The 15229-nt window shown below is 61.1% G+C and carries 12 protein-coding genes and 1 pseudogene; 9 read left to right on the forward strand and 4 right to left on the reverse strand.

From position 1 onward, the window contains the following. Window positions 1-2: 2 nt before the first annotated feature. Together AC559A_RS04065 and AC559A_RS04070 are read right to left on the reverse strand one after the other, a co-directional pair. Entirely contained in the window at window positions 3-524 is a 522-nt protein-coding gene (locus tag AC559A_RS04065) for a GNAT family N-acetyltransferase (RefSeq protein WP_498816393.1), read from the reverse strand. Between the two features lie 6 nt (window positions 525-530). Next, window positions 531-806, reverse strand: a complete 276-nt coding sequence (locus tag AC559A_RS04070; protein WP_498816394.1) for a type II toxin-antitoxin system TacA family antitoxin — start codon at window positions 804-806, stop codon at window positions 531-533. A gap of 310 nt (window positions 807-1116) precedes the next feature. Here AC559A_RS04070 and AC559A_RS04075 point away from each other — a divergent pair, with 310 nt between their 5' ends. The 5 genes from AC559A_RS04075 to AC559A_RS04095 all read left to right on the forward strand — a co-directional run bounded on the left by AC559A_RS04075 (window position 1117) and on the right by AC559A_RS04095 (window position 8119). Continuing rightward, window positions 1117-1437, forward strand: coding sequence for a hypothetical protein (locus tag AC559A_RS04075; RefSeq protein ID WP_498816396.1), 321 nt, complete (start codon window positions 1117-1119; stop codon window positions 1435-1437). A gap of 30 nt (window positions 1438-1467) precedes the next feature. Continuing rightward, the gene (gene trmFO, locus AC559A_RS04080; RefSeq protein WP_498816397.1) at window positions 1468-2859 is read left to right on the forward strand and encodes a methylenetetrahydrofolate--tRNA-(uracil(54)-C(5))-methyltransferase (FADH(2)-oxidizing) TrmFO; all 1392 of its coding nucleotides are present in this window, start codon (window positions 1468-1470) and stop codon (window positions 2857-2859) included. Window positions 2860-2899: 40 nt separating this feature from the next. Beyond that, on the forward strand, window positions 2900-5053 hold the full coding sequence (locus AC559A_RS04085; RefSeq protein WP_498816398.1) for a PAS domain S-box protein: 2154 nt from the start codon (window positions 2900-2902) through the stop codon (window positions 5051-5053). A 5-nt stretch (window positions 5054-5058) separates the two neighbouring features. After that, the gene (locus AC559A_RS04090) at window positions 5059-6486 is read left to right on the forward strand and encodes a sigma-54-dependent transcriptional regulator (protein ID WP_498816399.1); all 1428 of its coding nucleotides are present in this window, start codon (window positions 5059-5061) and stop codon (window positions 6484-6486) included. Window positions 6487-6769: 283 nt separating this feature from the next. Continuing rightward, window positions 6770-8119, forward strand: a complete 1350-nt coding sequence (locus AC559A_RS04095; protein WP_498816400.1) for a sigma-54-dependent transcriptional regulator — start codon at window positions 6770-6772, stop codon at window positions 8117-8119. Between the two features lie 84 nt (window positions 8120-8203). Here AC559A_RS04095 and AC559A_RS04100 read toward each other — a convergent pair. Beyond that, window positions 8204-8380, reverse strand: a pseudogene (locus tag AC559A_RS04100) (four helix bundle protein); the annotation flags it as partial. Next, window positions 8370-9881 (reverse strand): RNA/DNA-binding domain-containing protein, encoded by a 1512-nt coding sequence (locus AC559A_RS04105; protein WP_498816402.1) that lies wholly within the window; start codon window positions 9879-9881, stop codon window positions 8370-8372. The gene AC559A_RS04105 and the pseudogene AC559A_RS04100, both read right to left, overlap by 11 nt. A gap of 551 nt (window positions 9882-10432) precedes the next feature. On the opposite strand from AC559A_RS04105, the gene AC559A_RS04110 reads away from it, so the two are divergent. From AC559A_RS04110 to AC559A_RS04125, 4 genes are all read left to right on the forward strand, one after another. Next, window positions 10433-10858 (forward strand): response regulator, encoded by a 426-nt coding sequence (locus tag AC559A_RS04110; RefSeq protein ID WP_028572699.1) that lies wholly within the window; start codon window positions 10433-10435, stop codon window positions 10856-10858. An 80-nt stretch (window positions 10859-10938) separates the two neighbouring features. Next, a complete protein-coding gene (locus AC559A_RS04115; protein ID WP_498816403.1) occupies window positions 10939-12885 on the forward strand; it encodes a methyl-accepting chemotaxis protein in 1947 nt (648 codons plus the stop codon). Between the two features lie 26 nt (window positions 12886-12911). Then, window positions 12912-14642 carry a chemotaxis protein CheW gene (locus AC559A_RS04120; protein ID WP_498816404.1) on the forward strand — a complete coding sequence of 577 codons (1731 nt, stop codon included), beginning with the start codon at window positions 12912-12914 and terminating at the stop codon, window positions 14640-14642. Then, complete coding sequence (locus AC559A_RS04125; RefSeq protein ID WP_498816405.1) at window positions 14639-15211, forward strand: chemotaxis protein CheD; 573 nt, start codon at window positions 14639-14641, stop codon at window positions 15209-15211. Before AC559A_RS04120 ends, AC559A_RS04125 begins: the two co-directional genes overlap by 4 nt. Window positions 15212-15229 lie beyond the last annotated feature (18 nt).

The following is a 15229-nucleotide window of genomic DNA, read 5'->3' on the forward strand; positions in this document are numbered from 1 at the left end:
GTTCAGATGCCCCAAGTACTCTCCGGGAAGAGTTTTTTGATCAATGGGATCGGCATGAACAGCCGTTGGGGAGATTCCGGGAAGGGTGTGAATCCGTAATGGGCGTAGAAGTGTGCCGCCTTGGGGTTCTTTGCCTCGACGACCACGGCAGCGGCGGCAATGATATGGGCCTGCATGGAACATCTGTGGAGTGCATCCAGCAAAAGATGTTCGCCCAGTCCTTGCCCGTGGAAGGAGCGGTCCAGGGCCAGCCTCCCGATGAGGATGGCCGGGATGACCGGATACCTGGGAAGACGAGTCGATAGAGAAACCGGCAACTTGCCGATATCGATGCTCATCGAGGACAGAGTATAAAAGCCGACGACCCTTTTCATGCCCTGCTCGCACAGCACGTAGGTCGCGGCAACGAAACGCCTGGCATCCTGTCCGGCCTGGGTGCGCAGGTACATATTCAATTCCGCGACGCCGCAATCAAAGCCGGATCGGTCATGCCCCTTGGCCAGGGGCTCGATGCACCGCGTCATGTCTGATTATCGGTCGGCAAGATACCGCTTGGCCGCCTGCTCAAGCCTTTTGTCGGGCTCAGCCTCGCCAAGCAAGGCCTCCACGAAAATCTGCCGGTCCCGCTGGCCCAAGGTCATGACTTCCTGCTCCCGCAACGTCCGAGCGGCAACCTCATGGGCGCAACTCACCACAAAATCCGATACCGAGCATCCCCGGAGTCTGGCGCACAAAACAAACATGTTTTTTTGCTCCGGCGTAACCCGCGCCTCCAGCCGCTCGCTGCGTACGGTTCCGAGTGTCATTTCTCCCTCCCGTGGCAAGATCATTGTACGGAAAAATACCGTACACTCCAGGGGTCGTCAACGGCCTCGGCAGGACGACCCGTGTCCCGGTCGACCACTCCGGGAATCAACGTCTTTTCCCGTTTGCCGGAGTCCAAGGCGGCATTGAAATCGGGGCTCATTGGGCGTAATTGGGTGTATTATTGGACGCTGCTTAAACCGCGCCTCCGCGATCGGGCCGGTGGTGGCCCTGCATTGGGAAAGGCCGGGGCGCGTTGGACGCAATGGAGGGTTTCACGGTGTCGCGAAGTCACGGAAGCGAGGAAAAAACATGAAATTTCCCCTGCGCATTTTCGGCGAAATCCGCGGCATCGACCCGGATAAACTGCCTAAGTTGCATGGTCTGCTGAACGCCGACGTCTTTTCTCCGTCTGGAAGCGACGGTTTGGAAGTGGAATACGAAGGCCCGTATCTGGACATCGAACCGGACCTGGATGAGATTGTCGCGGCCCTGGCGGATGGCGGCCAGGGGCATGTGGACTGCATTGACCACGAAAACTGGATGATTCGGCGCTACAGCCTCCAGCACGGCTCCTGGACCTGCAAGGAAGTGAACCCGGACGGCGCACTGGAACGCTATCACCATGAGTAGCATCCCTGAAACGAAACAAACGAGTACTTCATGACCTCAAATGGTGTGAATGATGTGATCGCCGAGCCGCGAACCGTGGCCGTGATCGGCGGCGGGCTGGCCGGATGCGAATGCGCGTGGCGACTGGCCCGCTTGGGCTTTGCCGTGCGCCTGTTCGAGATGAAGCCGGACCGTTTTTCTCCGGCCCACTCCAGCCCGGACCTGGCCGAGCTGGTCTGTTCCAACTCCCTGCGCTCCGATGAGCCGGAATCCGCGGTGGGGTTGCTCAAGCTGGAAATGACCGACCTGGACAGCCTGGTCATGGCCGCGGCCCGGGCCACCCGGGTTCCGGCGGGCAAGGCCCTGGCCGTGGACCGGGAGCTGTTCGCGGAGTGGATCACCCGGCGCATCCGGGACGAGCCGTTGATCACGCTGGTTCGGGAGGAAGTCCGGACCCTGGATGATCCGAAGCTGAAGCACGCGGACGCCGTGGTCGTCGCCGCCGGTCCTTTGGCCGCGGAGGAACTGGCGGACGACCTGCGCCGGATTGTGGGGGCGGAGCATCTTTATTTCTACGACGCCATCGCCCCCATCGTGGCGGCGGATTCCATCGATATGAACGTCGCTTTTTGGGGGTCGCGCTACAATCCCGAGGAGCACGACTACTTGAACTGCCCCATGGATGAGGAGACGTACCGCAGGCTTCACGCCGAACTGCTGACCGCGCGCAAGGTCGCGGCCCGGGACTTCGAAAAGGCCGTGCACTTCGAGGCCTGCCTGCCCATCGAGACCCTGGCCGAGCGCGGGGAGATGACCATGGCCTTCGGCCCGCTGAAGCCCGTGGGGCTGGTGGACCCGCGCACGGGAACCCAGGCCTTCGCCGTGGTCCAGCTCCGGGCCGAAAACCGGGACAAGACCGCCTTCAATCTGGTCGGGTTTCAGACCAAGCTGGCCTACCCGGAACAGGAGCGCGTCTTTCGCCTGATTCCCGGCCTGGAGCGGGCGGAATTCCTGCGCCTGGGCAGCATGCACCGCAACACATACGTCGAAGCCCCCTCGGCCCTGACCTCGGACCTGGAGCTGCGCTCCCGCCCGGGAATCTTCCTGGCCGGCCAGATCACCGGCGTGGAAGGCTACGTGGAATCCGCGGCCTGCGGCCTCTGGCTGGGCCATGCCCTGGCCGCCAGACTCCAGGGCCGCGTTCTGCCCCCGCCACCCCCGGAAACCGCCCTGGGCGCGCTCCTGGGGCACCTGCGCACCCCGGCCAAAAACTTCCAGCCCTCCAACGTCAACTTCGGCCTGATGCCCGAACTCAAAGCCCGCGGCAAAAAGGCCCAACGCAAAGCCATCCGGGCCCAGCGGGCCCGGGAAGTCTGGAACGCTTGGCGCGGCGCGGGGGGCGGATCAGGCACCGATCGGGCCAAGGCCGCCTTACCGGAGTGAGCCACGTCGCCCGGCTCCAGAGTACACCCCATTGCAAACCATGCATCGTCTCCCTGCATTGCTCCTGCTGACGCTGCTGGTCGTGCCGCTTTTTCCAGCAATCGGCATCCCGCAGGCCTCTCCTCCCGAGTACGAATTGACTCCTGAACTACGCGCCCATGGCGCAGTGGTGCTGCTCATCGACCCGGAGACAGGGCGGATCGTGGACGCCAACGATTCAGCCGCTGATTTTTACGGGTATCCCTTGCAGCGTTTGCGCGGCATGCGCATACAGGAGATCAACGCGCTCGTCCCCGAGGAAGTGGAAGCCGAATATCGGCGGGCTCGGGCCGAAGAGCGCGATTACTTCATTTTTCCGCATCGCCTGGCCACGGGCGAAGTCCGGACCGTGGAGGTGTACAGCTCGCCCTTCGCGGCTTCCGGCCGGCGGACCCTGCTGTTGTCCATCATCCATGACGCTACGGACAAATGGCAGGTGGAGCGGGAGCTCCTTGATTACAAAAAGCGATTGGAGGAACTGGTCGCCGTCCGAACCCAGGAAGTGCTCGCGGCGCATCAACGCGGCGACCGGATCGTCATCATCGGGCTGAGCCTGTTTTTTTTGTTGGCTTTGGTTCTGTGTCGCCGGCACCAGCGTGTCCTGTTTTTTCGCCGCCAACTGGAACACGAACAGGAACGCAAGGCCTTGCTGGAGCGCTTCGAATATTTAACCCGCCACGCCAATGACATCATCCTGTTGATCAACGAAAACGGGGAGATCGTCGAGGCCAACGAGAGGGCGGAAATCGCCTACGGCTACTCACGAGAGGAACTGCTGCGCATGAACATCCAGGCCCTTCGGGTCGCGGAGCAAAGCCCGCCCTACGAGGCGGTCCAGGAAAGAGCTTACCGGGAAAACGGTTTTATTTATGAAGCCGTCAACCGGCGACGCGACGGAGAATTGTTTCCCGTGGAATCCAGCGTGCGCCTGATCCGGATCAAGGACAAGCCGTTCTTTCAGCACATCACCCGGGACATCACCGAACGAAGACGCGCCGAGGAGGCCCGCCAGAATAGCGAACGGCAGTTCCGCCTGCTGGTGGACAACGCGCCGGAAGCCATTTTCATCCATGCCCACGGGCTGTTCGCCTACGTCAACAAAGCCTGCCTGGAACTGTACGGGGCACGGCACTCTTTCGAACTGCTCGGCAAGTCGGTGCTGACCATCGTCTCCCCGGGTTTTCATCCACTGGTCCGGGAGCGGATTCGGCTGCTGACCGAGGAACACTGTACCCTGGCACCGATTGAGCAAAAACACCTGCGCCTGGACGGTTCGGCCATCGACGTGGAAGTCTCCGGCGTTCCATTGCGCTTCGAAGGCTACGACGGCGCTCTTATCTTCGTCAGAGACATCACGGAGCGAAAGCTGCGGGAGCTGCACCAGGAAGAGCTCATGCAGACGGACAAGATGGCCACGTTGGGCGTCCTCGTGGCCAGCGTGGCCCATGAGGTGAACAATCCGAACAACTTCATTCTGGTCAACGCCTCGCATCTGGAAACGGCCTGGAACGACGCGCTGTCCGTCCTGGATCGCCATTCCCAGGACGACCCGGACTTCGAGCTGGCCGGGCTGCCCTATCCGGAGATGCGCGCCCATGTGACGAGCATGCTTTCCGGGATTCGCGACGGAAGCCGACGGATCAAGCGGATCGTGGAGGAACTCGGGCGGTTCTCCCGCAAGGAGTCGCTGGACATCAGCGCAAAGGTGGACCTCAATGCCGTGGTCCAGGCCGCCCTGGGCATCCTCCAGCGGACCATCGCCCAGCATACCGACCGGCTCAGCCTGTTCCTGGCCGCTGATCCGCCCATGATTCGAGGCGACTTTCAGAAACTGGAACAGGTGGTGATCAACCTGCTGCTCAACGCCTGCCAGGCCTTGCCGGACAAACAGCGCAGCCTGTGCCTGGAGACGGTCCATCTTGCGGACCAGCGGTCCGTGGCCTTGCGGATCACGGACCATGGCGAAGGCATCGCACCGGAAAACGTCGAACGAATCTGGGAACCGTTCTTCAGCACCCGGACCAAGCACGGCGGCACCGGCCTGGGCTTGCCCATCGTGGCCGCGATCATCACCAAACACCACGGCAGGATCAGCGTGAACTCCCTGCCCGGTGCGGGCACCACCGTAACCGTCCTCTTCAACGCGGAGAGCTGAAGACCATGGCCGCGCCAACCTTGCCCATCTGCCTTATTGACGACGAAGAGCAATTGCTGGAGAGCTTTTTTATCTCGCTGCGCCTGGCCGGATACACCGACATCCACAAGATCCTTGGGGGACGCGCGGCCCTGGAGGCCCTGCCGAACCTGGACTGCGCCTTGATCCTGCTGGATCTGAACATGCCCGACGTGCCCGGCCTGGAAATTCTGGAATGGATGCAAAGCGAACGTCCCGACGTTCAGGTGGTGGTCGTCACCGGCGTGGACGACGCGGAAACCGCGGTCCGCTGCATGCGGGCCGGGGCCTTTGACTACCTGCTCAAACCGGTGGAGCCGGAACGTCTGGCCACCACGGTTCAGAAGGCGCTCGACCATGCCGTGCTGTTGCGCCAAAACCTGGCCCTACGTCGGAAATTGTTTTCCGGGGTCCTGGATCATCCCGAGGTCTTCGCGGACATCCTGACCATGGACCCCAAAATGACCGCGGTGTTCCAGTACCTGGAAGTCATCGCCCCGGCCTCTGATCCGGTGCTGATCACCGGCGAGACCGGGACCGGCAAGGACCTCATCGCCCATGCCGTGCACCAGCTCAGCCGGAGAACGGGGGAATACGTCAGCCTGAACGCGGCCGGACTCGACGACATGATTTTCGCGGACACCTTGTTCGGTCACGCCAAAGGGGCCTTCACCGGTGCCGCTGAAGCCCGCCGCGGGCTGCTGGGCCAGGCCAGGGACGGCACCCTGTTCCTGGATGAGATCGGCGATTTGACCCTGGCTTCCCAAATCAAGCTGCTCAAGGTGCTCCAGGACCGGTCCTACTATCCCCTGGGCGCGGACCAGCCGCGCCGCAGTCAGACCCGCCTTGTCGCGGCCACCAACCAGGACCTCAACGCGCGGCAAGCCGACGGCCAATTCCGCCGCGACCTGTTTTTCCGCTTGAACACCTACCATATCCACCTGCCTCCGCTGCGCGAGCGCGGAGACGACGTCCTGCTGCTGGCCGAGCACTACCTTGAACAAGCCCGCGCGGAATTGAACCGTCCGGTGGAGCCGCTTGCCCCCAGCCTGATCAACCTCCTGCGGGCCTATGAATTCCCGGGAAACATTCGGGAACTGCGGGCCATGCTCTTCGATGCCGTGGCCCGCGGCGGACTGCATGTTCTCCACCAGCGCCTGGAAAAGCTGGTCACCACAGCCTCCGCTCCGCTATCAGGCGAACCGTGCCCGCCTCCTCGCTCAATCGCGACCCTATGGGGAACGACGCCAACATCCCTGCCGACCTTGGAACAGGCCGTGCATGACCTGATTCAGGAAGCCCTGCGTTGTGCCCACGGCAACCAGTCCAAGGCCGCCCGCCTGCTGGGCATCTCCCGCCAGGCCCTGAGCAAACGCCTGCAACGAATGCGCGATCAAAGCACGGACCCGGAATAGTTTTCGTAAGGACAGCGCAACGAACATTGTCGCACTTGTCAACGTTTGCTGACAAGAATTTATCCACTTTGGATCCTTCCCTTTTTGCGCCCGTGTCAATGAATGTTGCGGCCCCCGCTCACCAAGCCTACTACCCCTCTCCACGAATACTCCTTTGATTTCAGCGAAATAGAAAACTCACTCCTTCGGCATGGGTTTTGCCCTAGCCAAAGGTAGCGCGCAAGCCTGCCCGGCATGAGGACAAGAGAACAGCGCGGTCGCGGGGCTGGATCAAGGGGGAGCGATGAGCAGCACGGTTGTGGTCTATTCCAGGGATGAACATTTGTTGGAAGCCATTCAGGGCGATTATCAGTGGGATTGCCGCTTTTTGCGCAGGGACGCCCTGGACGAGCCCGCGGACGTTCGCGGGATCGACCAATTCATCCTGGACATCACGAACATGGACGCCGACAAGGCCCTGGCCTTTCTCGACGCCGTGAATTTTCAACGCGGCGTGGTCATGGTGGCTGAAGATTTTCCAGACGAGCTGATGGACGCGGCCATGACGCGAGGCGTTCGTCATTTCATTACCAAACCGGCCCTGTCCGGGCAGATGATCTGTACGGTCCGGGCGGCTCTCCGGGAAAGCGCCGGACGAGCGGCCGGGTGTCGCCGCGACGAGGCAGAGAACGCTCCGAGCCTCGTCGTCGGGGTCTCATCCGCGATGCGCGAATTGCGAGATCAGGCTGCCACCCTGGCCAATTCGGATATTTCGGTGTTCATCACCGGGGAAAGCGGGGTGGGCAAGGAAGCCGCGGCCCGGGAATTCTTCCGGCAAAGCACGCGCCACAAGGCCCGCTTCGTGCCGGTCAACTGCGCCACCCTGGGCTCCCTGGCCGAAAGCGAACTGTTCGGTCATACGCGCGGGGCCTTCACCCATGCCGTACGCAGCACCCAGGGGTTTGTCGGCGCGGCGGACGGAGGAACCCTGCTCCTCGATGAGGTGGGCGAACTGGACGTTCGGGTGCAGAGCAAGTTGCTGCGTTTTCTGGATTCCGGCGAATACAACAAGGTCGGCGAATCCGACCTGCGCAAGGCCGATGCGCGGATCATCTCCTCCACCAACCAGGACCTGTGGGCCATGAGCCGGGAAGGAACGTTCCGCAAGGATCTGCTGTTCCGTCTGGCCGCGGCCGTGATCACCATACCTCCGCTGCGCGAGCGCCCGGAGGACATCCCGGTTTTAGCCGAGCACTTCCTGAGCGAGTTGAGACCGAGCAAGGACCGCCCCCGACGCATTTCCTCCCAGGCCTTGTCCTGCCTGCGGCAATACCATTGGCCCGGAAACGCCCGTCAACTCCGCCAGTTGCTTTATCTGACGTCGGAAAAGTGCGAAAAAAGGCCCATCGAGGCCGCGGACGTGGCCCGGGAACTCCGCGTCTGGGAAGCCGCGGACAACGACGTTCCTCCCGCCACGTACCAGGAGACCAAACAACAGGTTCTCCGCAAGTTCGACATGCAATACTTCTCCTCGATCCTGTCCCTGTCCAAGGGCAGCCTCAATCAATCCCTGAGCCTCACCGGGATGCACAAGAAGAACTTCTATACCAAGCTCCAGGAACTGGGCATGGATCGCAAAAGCGTCGCGGCCTGAGCCGGGGCGCTCTTGCTTCGTATGATCCAATTCCACGGAGGGGCAAGCAGATCCTTCGGAGAATAGTGTGTTCCGATGTCCAAGGCATCCTTCAGCGAAGTTGGACATGATGGAAACCGATGCCCGTCGGATTTGGTCGCGCAGACCGAAGTCACGGGCAAACGGTCCGTCATTGGTCAATGCATAGATTTCCTTGATTCGTTCTCGGGCCTTTCGCCAAGCTTCAATTTCCTCGAATCGCTGAACGCGCTCATTTCGCAAGCTTCTCTAGCAATTTCGTTCCTCTTGCCGTCAGCCGGTATTTCTGATTTTTACTCCGGGGTACATCCGGCAGAGTTTTTTCTAAAAAGTTCAGTGATTCCTCAAGGCGCAGCATCGCCTTTTTAAAATGGCCGGTCCTGCTCGTATACCCCAGGGTATTCAACAATTCCGGAGTGCCTTGGGGTGTGCTTCTGCAGGCATTCAGAATGGCCAATTCTGTTTCTGACAAGTCATGGGCCTCATCATGGGCCTCATCATGGGCCTCATCATGGGCCTTGACTTGCCGGGTTGATTGTTGGGCTCCTGGTACTTTCTTCTCGCTGAATTCTGGCACCTTGATAATCATCCTGAAGACATCTCCCTCCACCAGTTCGGGATCAGCACCACCGTAAGTCCTGCTGTACTTCATCATCTTGCGCATGCCGGAGCCCAGCTCATCAGCCCGGCCAATCTGGCGGAAAAACCGGGCAATTACCGGATTTTTCGGGAAAGGGGTGAAGTTTTCAGGGTCCAGACGGCCAAAGCCGTGGGGGCGGTTGCTGTTTTCGGTGCGGACCTGGCCGTACTCGATGATCAGCTTGGCGGGGAAGGCGTTGGTGTATTCCCGGTGAATCAGGATGTTTGATGCCACCTCCCGGAAGATGGCATCTCTGATGCTGATGCTGGTCGTGCCTTCCAGATAAAAAGGATCAGACAGGTGCTTGTGGATAAAGGCCATGATCCGCTCGTAACTCTCCACCAGATTGACATCCACGAAATCCCGGTCGTCGTAGCGGTCGAGATTGACCTTGCGCAGAATCAGGTCGGTGCGGTGGTGCGGCACGGCCTGCAATAACGGCAGCTGCTTTCCCAGAAGCAAGATACCGGCGCGGGTGACGCCGCTCTTCCCGCTTTCGGGATCGGCCTGGTATAGCTGGGCGCTTTGCAACAGTTCCAGATCGTCCAGGTCCTTCCATGGATGATCTTCCCAACGCAGGGTGGCGATCTTGCGGCATTTGGCTATCAGGTCGCGATCCAGGTCATCAAGACCAAGATGGGGAAACACCTTGTTCTCGCTGTAGGTGACCTGCTTGCGCTGGTAAAGCTGTGCCACCTGGGCGGTGTGATCGGTGATATCCAGATCGCCGTCTTCGTTGCGGTCGTAAATGCGACCATTGCAGCGATGCACCTGCGAGCTTTCCGGCACATAGACGCGGAGCAGTGGTTTGCCGTCAATCGTGACTTCATCGACCGCCAGATAGGTGGGCGGGGATATTTTCTGGGGATTGTTGATGGCCGTGACAAAGTCTTTCCGGATTTGCGCCGCCGTATCCGACTCGATGCCTTGAATAGCCCCGTTATCCTGAACACCGAGAAGCAAGGTGCCGCCACGCCGGTTCAAAAAGGCGCAAACCGTTTCGTAGACATCCCGGTTGAGCTGGTTTCGGCAGGTTTTAAATTCAAGATCAATTCCTTCACCCTTGCGGATCAGTTCTCTTATCTGCTGTTCGGTGACATCCATGCCAGGCTCCTATTCCAGCACAATCCTGACCTTGTTGAAATCTTTACCCCATGGTCAGACTGTCCACATAATCACTGATCGCCCGCTTCAGCTCTTCGGGTGCGTTAAAATTTAGGCCTCCTCCATCATAAAAACTCGAAATGCATGAATTCGAGGTGCCAGTCAAACGATTTCAACCGATAAAACCCGATTCCGTTGGGTGGGCAGCTTATATGCATTGGTTAATAAACAGCGCTCTTCTGCCATGCCCCCTCGCGGAACGCTTCCGATCCTCCTGGCCAGGAGGTCGCCCCACCACCTGGGAGGTAAACCCGCCATCCGGCTTCGCTCCACCGGGAAAGCGGCGGCCTTCCTGGCCAAAGGCCCTTTCCAGGCCGCCTGCCCGCCTGGGACGGGAGGCATTTTCACCTCCCATCGGTCCCCCACCACGACCATTTTCAGCTGGACAAGTAACAACCAACACACTGCAATCAAACAAGAAACGTTGACAGAGTCGCCGCGGCACACCGTTTGCTCTTCTCTCCGCGATATCCAGCGCTAAGGAGACAGGCATGGCAAAGGTTTTGATCGCGGATGACGATCTCTTTTACCGGGAAATCATCTCTCGGTGCATCCAGTCCATGGGCCATGAATTGTATAGCGTCCGGGACGGTCGGGAGGCCTTGCGGCTTTTGACCAGGGAGCCGTTTGATCTGCTGATTCTGGACGTGTTCATGGACAAGATGAGCGGCCTGGATCTGCTCCTGGGATTGACCAACATTTCCGAGACCTCCGGCGCGTCACGCATTCCAACCATCATCGTGACCAGCGACGATTCGAAAGACACGGAACAGCAGGCTCGGGAGGCCAAAGCGACCTTTTTCCTGCTCAAGCCCTTTCACCCTGACACCCTGGCCACGGTGGTCGAGCAAGCCTTGCGCTCGAGCAACGCGCCGCGAGCTTCCATGCGGTCCACGGCTTCCGTTGCCGTCGGCTGATACGGCAAACGTCCAATCCGGGCTATCCACGCCGGCTTGGCGGATCATCAACACAACCACATTCTTTTTGGAGAACGATCATGGCAAAACTGGCAGCCCCCCCGACCATGTCCCGGCAAAGGGAGTACATCCCCACGGAATCCGACCGAACGGCCAATGAACTCGCCGAAAAACGGCGCATCGCCAAGGAGCGGGCCGCCCAGCGCGCGACCGGCCGCACCGTGGCCAAGCGTCAGCAGGCCGCGGAGCGGATTGCTTCGGCCACGGAGGAATTAGCCAGCGGGATCGCCCAGGCCAATGCCGCGGCCGAGCAGATGAACAAGGCCATGGAGCAGATTTCCTCCGGGGCCACCGAGGCCAGCGCGGCGGCGCAGGAATCCCAGGCCGCGGCCGAACAACTGAACAAGGGCGCGCAAGTGGCCAGCAACACGGCCCAGTCGGCCATGGAAAAGACCGATACATTGCAGGAACTGGTCCGCCTGACCTCCTCGGACATCGAATCCATCATCACCAACGTCGGCCTGTCCGCGGAACGGAACATGGAGTCGGCCAGGATGATCTCCGAACTGGAGCGCCAGGCGGATGAAATCGGCCAGGTGGTCAGGACCGTGGCCGGGATTGCGGACCAGACCAACCTTTTGGCCCTGAACGCGGCCATTGAGGCGGCCCGAGCCGGAGAACACGGACGAGGGTTCGCCGTGGTCGCGGACGAAGTCCGCAATCTGGCCGAGGGCGCGGAAAAATCGGCCCGATCCATCCGGGAGCTGATCACCGATATCCAGAAAGAAGTGAAGGTGGTGGCCAAGGATGTGCAAGAAGCCGGGGTGACGGGCAAGGACGAGGTGGAAAAGGGCCGGGCCATCAACCAGCAGTTGCTGCGGATCGACAAAGAAATGCAGACCCTGAGCGGGGGCTGTTCGAGCATCAACGATTTGAGCACCAGCATCGCCGCGGCCATTGTCCAGTTTCTGAAGGGCGTGGAGATCATCGCCGCCGCGGCCGAGGAGTCGGCCAGCGCCGCGGCCCAGGCATCGTCCTCCACCGCCGAGCAGATGAAGGCCATGAAGGACATCGAGATGGCCACCGAGGAATTGGCCCAGATGGCCGAAGACCTGAAGGTGAACACGGATTCGGAGAAGTCCAGCGAGCAGCTTGCGTCGACGGCCGAGCAGCTTTCCGCGACCATTTCCCAGGCCAACGCCGCTTCCCAGCAAATCATGAGCGCCATCCGCCAGATCGCCAAGGGCGCGGAACAACAGGGTTCGGCCACCGAGGAATCCGCCGCGGCCATCAACCAGGTCAACAAGCAGAGCCAGGATATCGCGACCAAGGCCGCCGACGCCCTGGAACAGGTGAACAGCATGGTCCAGCTCCTGGAAGCCAACAAGGAAGCCGTGGACAAACTGATCGTCGGAATCAGCGAAAGCGCCAAGGCCAGCGCCACATCGGCCCAGAACGTGAAGAATCTGGAAACACGGGTCCGTCAGATCGACAAAATCGTGGACGCCATTACCAGCGTGGCCATGCAGACGAACATGCTGGCCGTGAACGGGGCCATTGAGGCGGCCCGGGCCGGGGAATACGGCAAGGGCTTCGCCGTGGTGGCCTCGGACATCCGGACCCTGGCCAATGATTCGGAACAGAACGCCGAAAAGATCAAGGATCTGGTGCGCGGCATCCAGGATCAGGTTCTGGTGGTGTCCCGGGACATCCTGGACGTGGGCGCCCTGGCCGAACGGGAAATGCTCAACGCCAAGAAATCCAACGCGGACCTGCAGCGCATTGAAAAGGATATCTCGGAGGTTCATTCCGGGATCCAGAACATCCAGCGCAGCGCCGAAGAATCCGCCGTGGCCGTGGAACAGGCCCAGAAGGGCGTGGAACAGATCGCCTCCGCGGCCCAACAGTCTTCCAGCGCGGCCCAACAGGCCTCGGCCAGCGCCACCCAGCAGGCCAAGGGAATGCAGGAACTCAGCCAGGCCATTGAGGACATCTCGGCTCTCGCGGACGAACTGCAGACGGCCTAACCCCTCAGGGGACCAGGGAGAGCCATATGAGTACGGAAAATAGAAACATGGAATCCAGCGACGGGCAATTGGTGACCTTTTCCTTATCAGGTGAAGAGTTGGCCTTTCCCATCAGCCTGGTCCAGGAGATCGTCCGCCCGCCGGTGATGACCAAGGTGCCCAACGCCCCGGCCTACATGGAGGGCATCGCCAACCTGCGGGGCAACATCCTGCCCGTGATCAATCTGCGGGAACGCCTGGGGCTGGCCTTCCGGGAAGCCGACGACGCCACCCGCGTGGTGGTCCTGGACTGCGGCGGCACGTCCACGGGGGTGATCGTGGACGCCGTTTCCGAAGTCCTGCACATCGACGACGAGATCATTGAACAGCCGCCGTCCATCGTGGCCGGGATCGAGGGGCAGTATCTGCGGGGGGTGGCAAAGATCGGACAGGACAAGCGGCTGGTGATGATTCTGAACGCGGAAATGCTCATTCCCCACGCCAAGGGACTCAAAGCGGCCCTGGCCGGCGCGGAACGGACCCGGAGCACGCTCTTCGAAACCAAGGCGCTGGAGGAAGAGGAACTGCTCGTCACCTTCAAGCTGGTCGACGAGGAGTTCGCCATCGACATCATGCAGGTTCAGGAGATCATCCGGATCACGGAGATCACCAGCGTGCCCAAGGCGCCGCACTTCGTGAAGGGCGTGATGTCCCTGCGCAACCGCCTGCTGCCCATCGTGGACCTGCGGGCCCGGTTCGGCATGGCCGCGGAACAGGAAACCGCGGTCGAAACCGGGGATGACGACGACATCGACGCCCGGCGCATCGTGGTCCTGGATCTGCAAGGAGTGCTGACCGGCGTGCAGGTGGACTCGGTTTCCGAGGTCCTGCGCCTGCCCAAGTCCAGCATCGAGCAGCCGCCGTCGATCATCGAAGCCGAAGACGCTTCACGATTGAAGGGCGTGGGCAAGCTGAACAAGGGCGAACGGCTGCTGATGCTCCTGGACGCGGAGCGCCTGCTTTCGGACAAGGAGCGCAAGGAAGTCGCCGCCGCGGCCGGATGCGCGGCTCGCGAAACCCGCAAGGCCGCGACCCAGGAGAGCGAGGATGAAACCCAACTGGTCTGCTTCAAGGTGGCCCAGGAAGAGTACGGCATCCACATCATGCGCGTTCAGGAGATCATCCGGATCGAGGAGATCACCAGCGTGCCCAAGGCCCCGACCTTCGTGGAGGGCATCGTCAATCTGCGGGGCAACGTCCTACCGGTGATCGACATGCGCACCCGGTTCGGCCTGGCCCGTGATGAACGTACGGAACAGAACCGGATCGTGGTGGTCAACATCCAGGGCAAGACCACCGGCATTATCGTGGATTCCGTATCCGAGGTGCTGCGTATGGTCCGCACGCACATCGAACCGCCGCCCATGGTTCTGTCCGTTGAGACGGACCGGCGGTTCATCGAAGGGCTTGGCAAGCTGGACAACGGCAAGCGGATCATCATCCTGCTCAACGTGGACGCCATCCTCTCGGACCGGGAGGAGCGCGAACTGCGCGGCATGACCGAAGAGCAGGGAATCGCGGTCGGCGAGGAAACGTCTCGGGAAGCGGAAGTCCTGGAGGACCGCGGGATCGAGGTCGTTGATGACGATGAGCCGGAAGAATCCGGAGATCCGATGGAAGAAGAGCCTCTTGAGGAAGAGGATGCGGAGCCCTCACGGACGACGTCGCCCCAGAACGGGGCACGAACCAGGAAGGTTCGGACCCCGAAAAAAGCATGACCCAGGGGGTTGCGGTCTCCCACCGAGGCGGCGCATGGGCCGCCTCGGTGGGAGAGAGTGGAGCGCCAGTGCCGACGTATAAAGAAGTCGAGGTCAAAACAGGGGAATTTCGAGTGGCCCGGGGCAACAGTCGATTGCTTACCCGGGGCGTGGGCTCCTGCGTCGTGGTCTGCGTCTGGGATCATGCCCGAACCATGGGTGGAATGGCCCATATTCCCATGCCCAGTTCCGTCGCGGGAACCCCGGATGAAGCGCTTCGCGCACCAGGACTGTTCGCGGACACGGCTCTGCCTGAGTTGATCCGGTTGATGGAACGCGAGGGGGCGTGTCGGCCAAACCTCTCCGTCCGCCTCATCGGAGCAGGGAATATGTTCGCCGACGGCCAAGGCGACTTCATGAACGCCATCCCTCGCGACCTGCTGCACGGCGCGACCCAGGTGGTTCAGGCTTTGGGGCTGCACGTCGCGGCCCAATCCGTGGGCGGCGCGTTCGGACGCAGCGTCAGTTTCAACGTGCGCAGCGGCTTGATCAATATCAATCTGACCAATGGCGACGTTGTCGCCTTGTAGGCTCCAGAGGACCGGCCC

It is taken from the genome of Desulfonatronum zhilinae (assembly GCF_900182865.1).
GTDB lineage: Bacteria > Desulfobacterota > Desulfovibrionia > Desulfovibrionales > Desulfonatronaceae > Desulfonatronum > Desulfonatronum lacustre.

What these genes read in the sequence shown, in the direction of transcription:
- AC559A_RS04090 (WP_498816399.1), top strand. Translation starts at nt 5,059, where the DNA reads ATGGCCGCGCCAACCTTGCCCATCTGCCTTATTGACGACGAAGAGCAA.
- AC559A_RS04105 (WP_498816402.1), bottom strand. Translation starts at nt 9,881, where the DNA reads ATGGATGTCACCGAACAGCAGATAAGAGAACTGATCCGCAAGGGTGAA.
- AC559A_RS04120 (WP_498816404.1), top strand. Translation starts at nt 12,912, where the DNA reads ATGAGTACGGAAAATAGAAACATGGAATCCAGCGACGGGCAATTGGTG.
- AC559A_RS04095 (WP_498816400.1), top strand. Translation starts at nt 6,770, where the DNA reads ATGAGCAGCACGGTTGTGGTCTATTCCAGGGATGAACATTTGTTGGAA.
- AC559A_RS04115 (WP_498816403.1), top strand. Translation starts at nt 10,939, where the DNA reads ATGGCAAAACTGGCAGCCCCCCCGACCATGTCCCGGCAAAGGGAGTAC.
- AC559A_RS04070 (WP_498816394.1), bottom strand. Translation starts at nt 806, where the DNA reads ATGACACTCGGAACCGTACGCAGCGAGCGGCTGGAGGCGCGGGTTACG.
- AC559A_RS04075 (WP_498816396.1), top strand. Translation starts at nt 1,117, where the DNA reads ATGAAATTTCCCCTGCGCATTTTCGGCGAAATCCGCGGCATCGACCCG.
- AC559A_RS04125 (WP_498816405.1), top strand. Translation starts at nt 14,639, where the DNA reads ATGACCCAGGGGGTTGCGGTCTCCCACCGAGGCGGCGCATGGGCCGCC.
- trmFO (WP_498816397.1), top strand. Translation starts at nt 1,468, where the DNA reads ATGACCTCAAATGGTGTGAATGATGTGATCGCCGAGCCGCGAACCGTG.
- AC559A_RS04065 (WP_498816393.1), bottom strand. Translation starts at nt 524, where the DNA reads ATGACGCGGTGCATCGAGCCCCTGGCCAAGGGGCATGACCGATCCGGC.
- AC559A_RS04085 (WP_498816398.1), top strand. Translation starts at nt 2,900, where the DNA reads ATGCATCGTCTCCCTGCATTGCTCCTGCTGACGCTGCTGGTCGTGCCG.
- AC559A_RS04110 (WP_028572699.1), top strand. Translation starts at nt 10,433, where the DNA reads ATGGCAAAGGTTTTGATCGCGGATGACGATCTCTTTTACCGGGAAATC.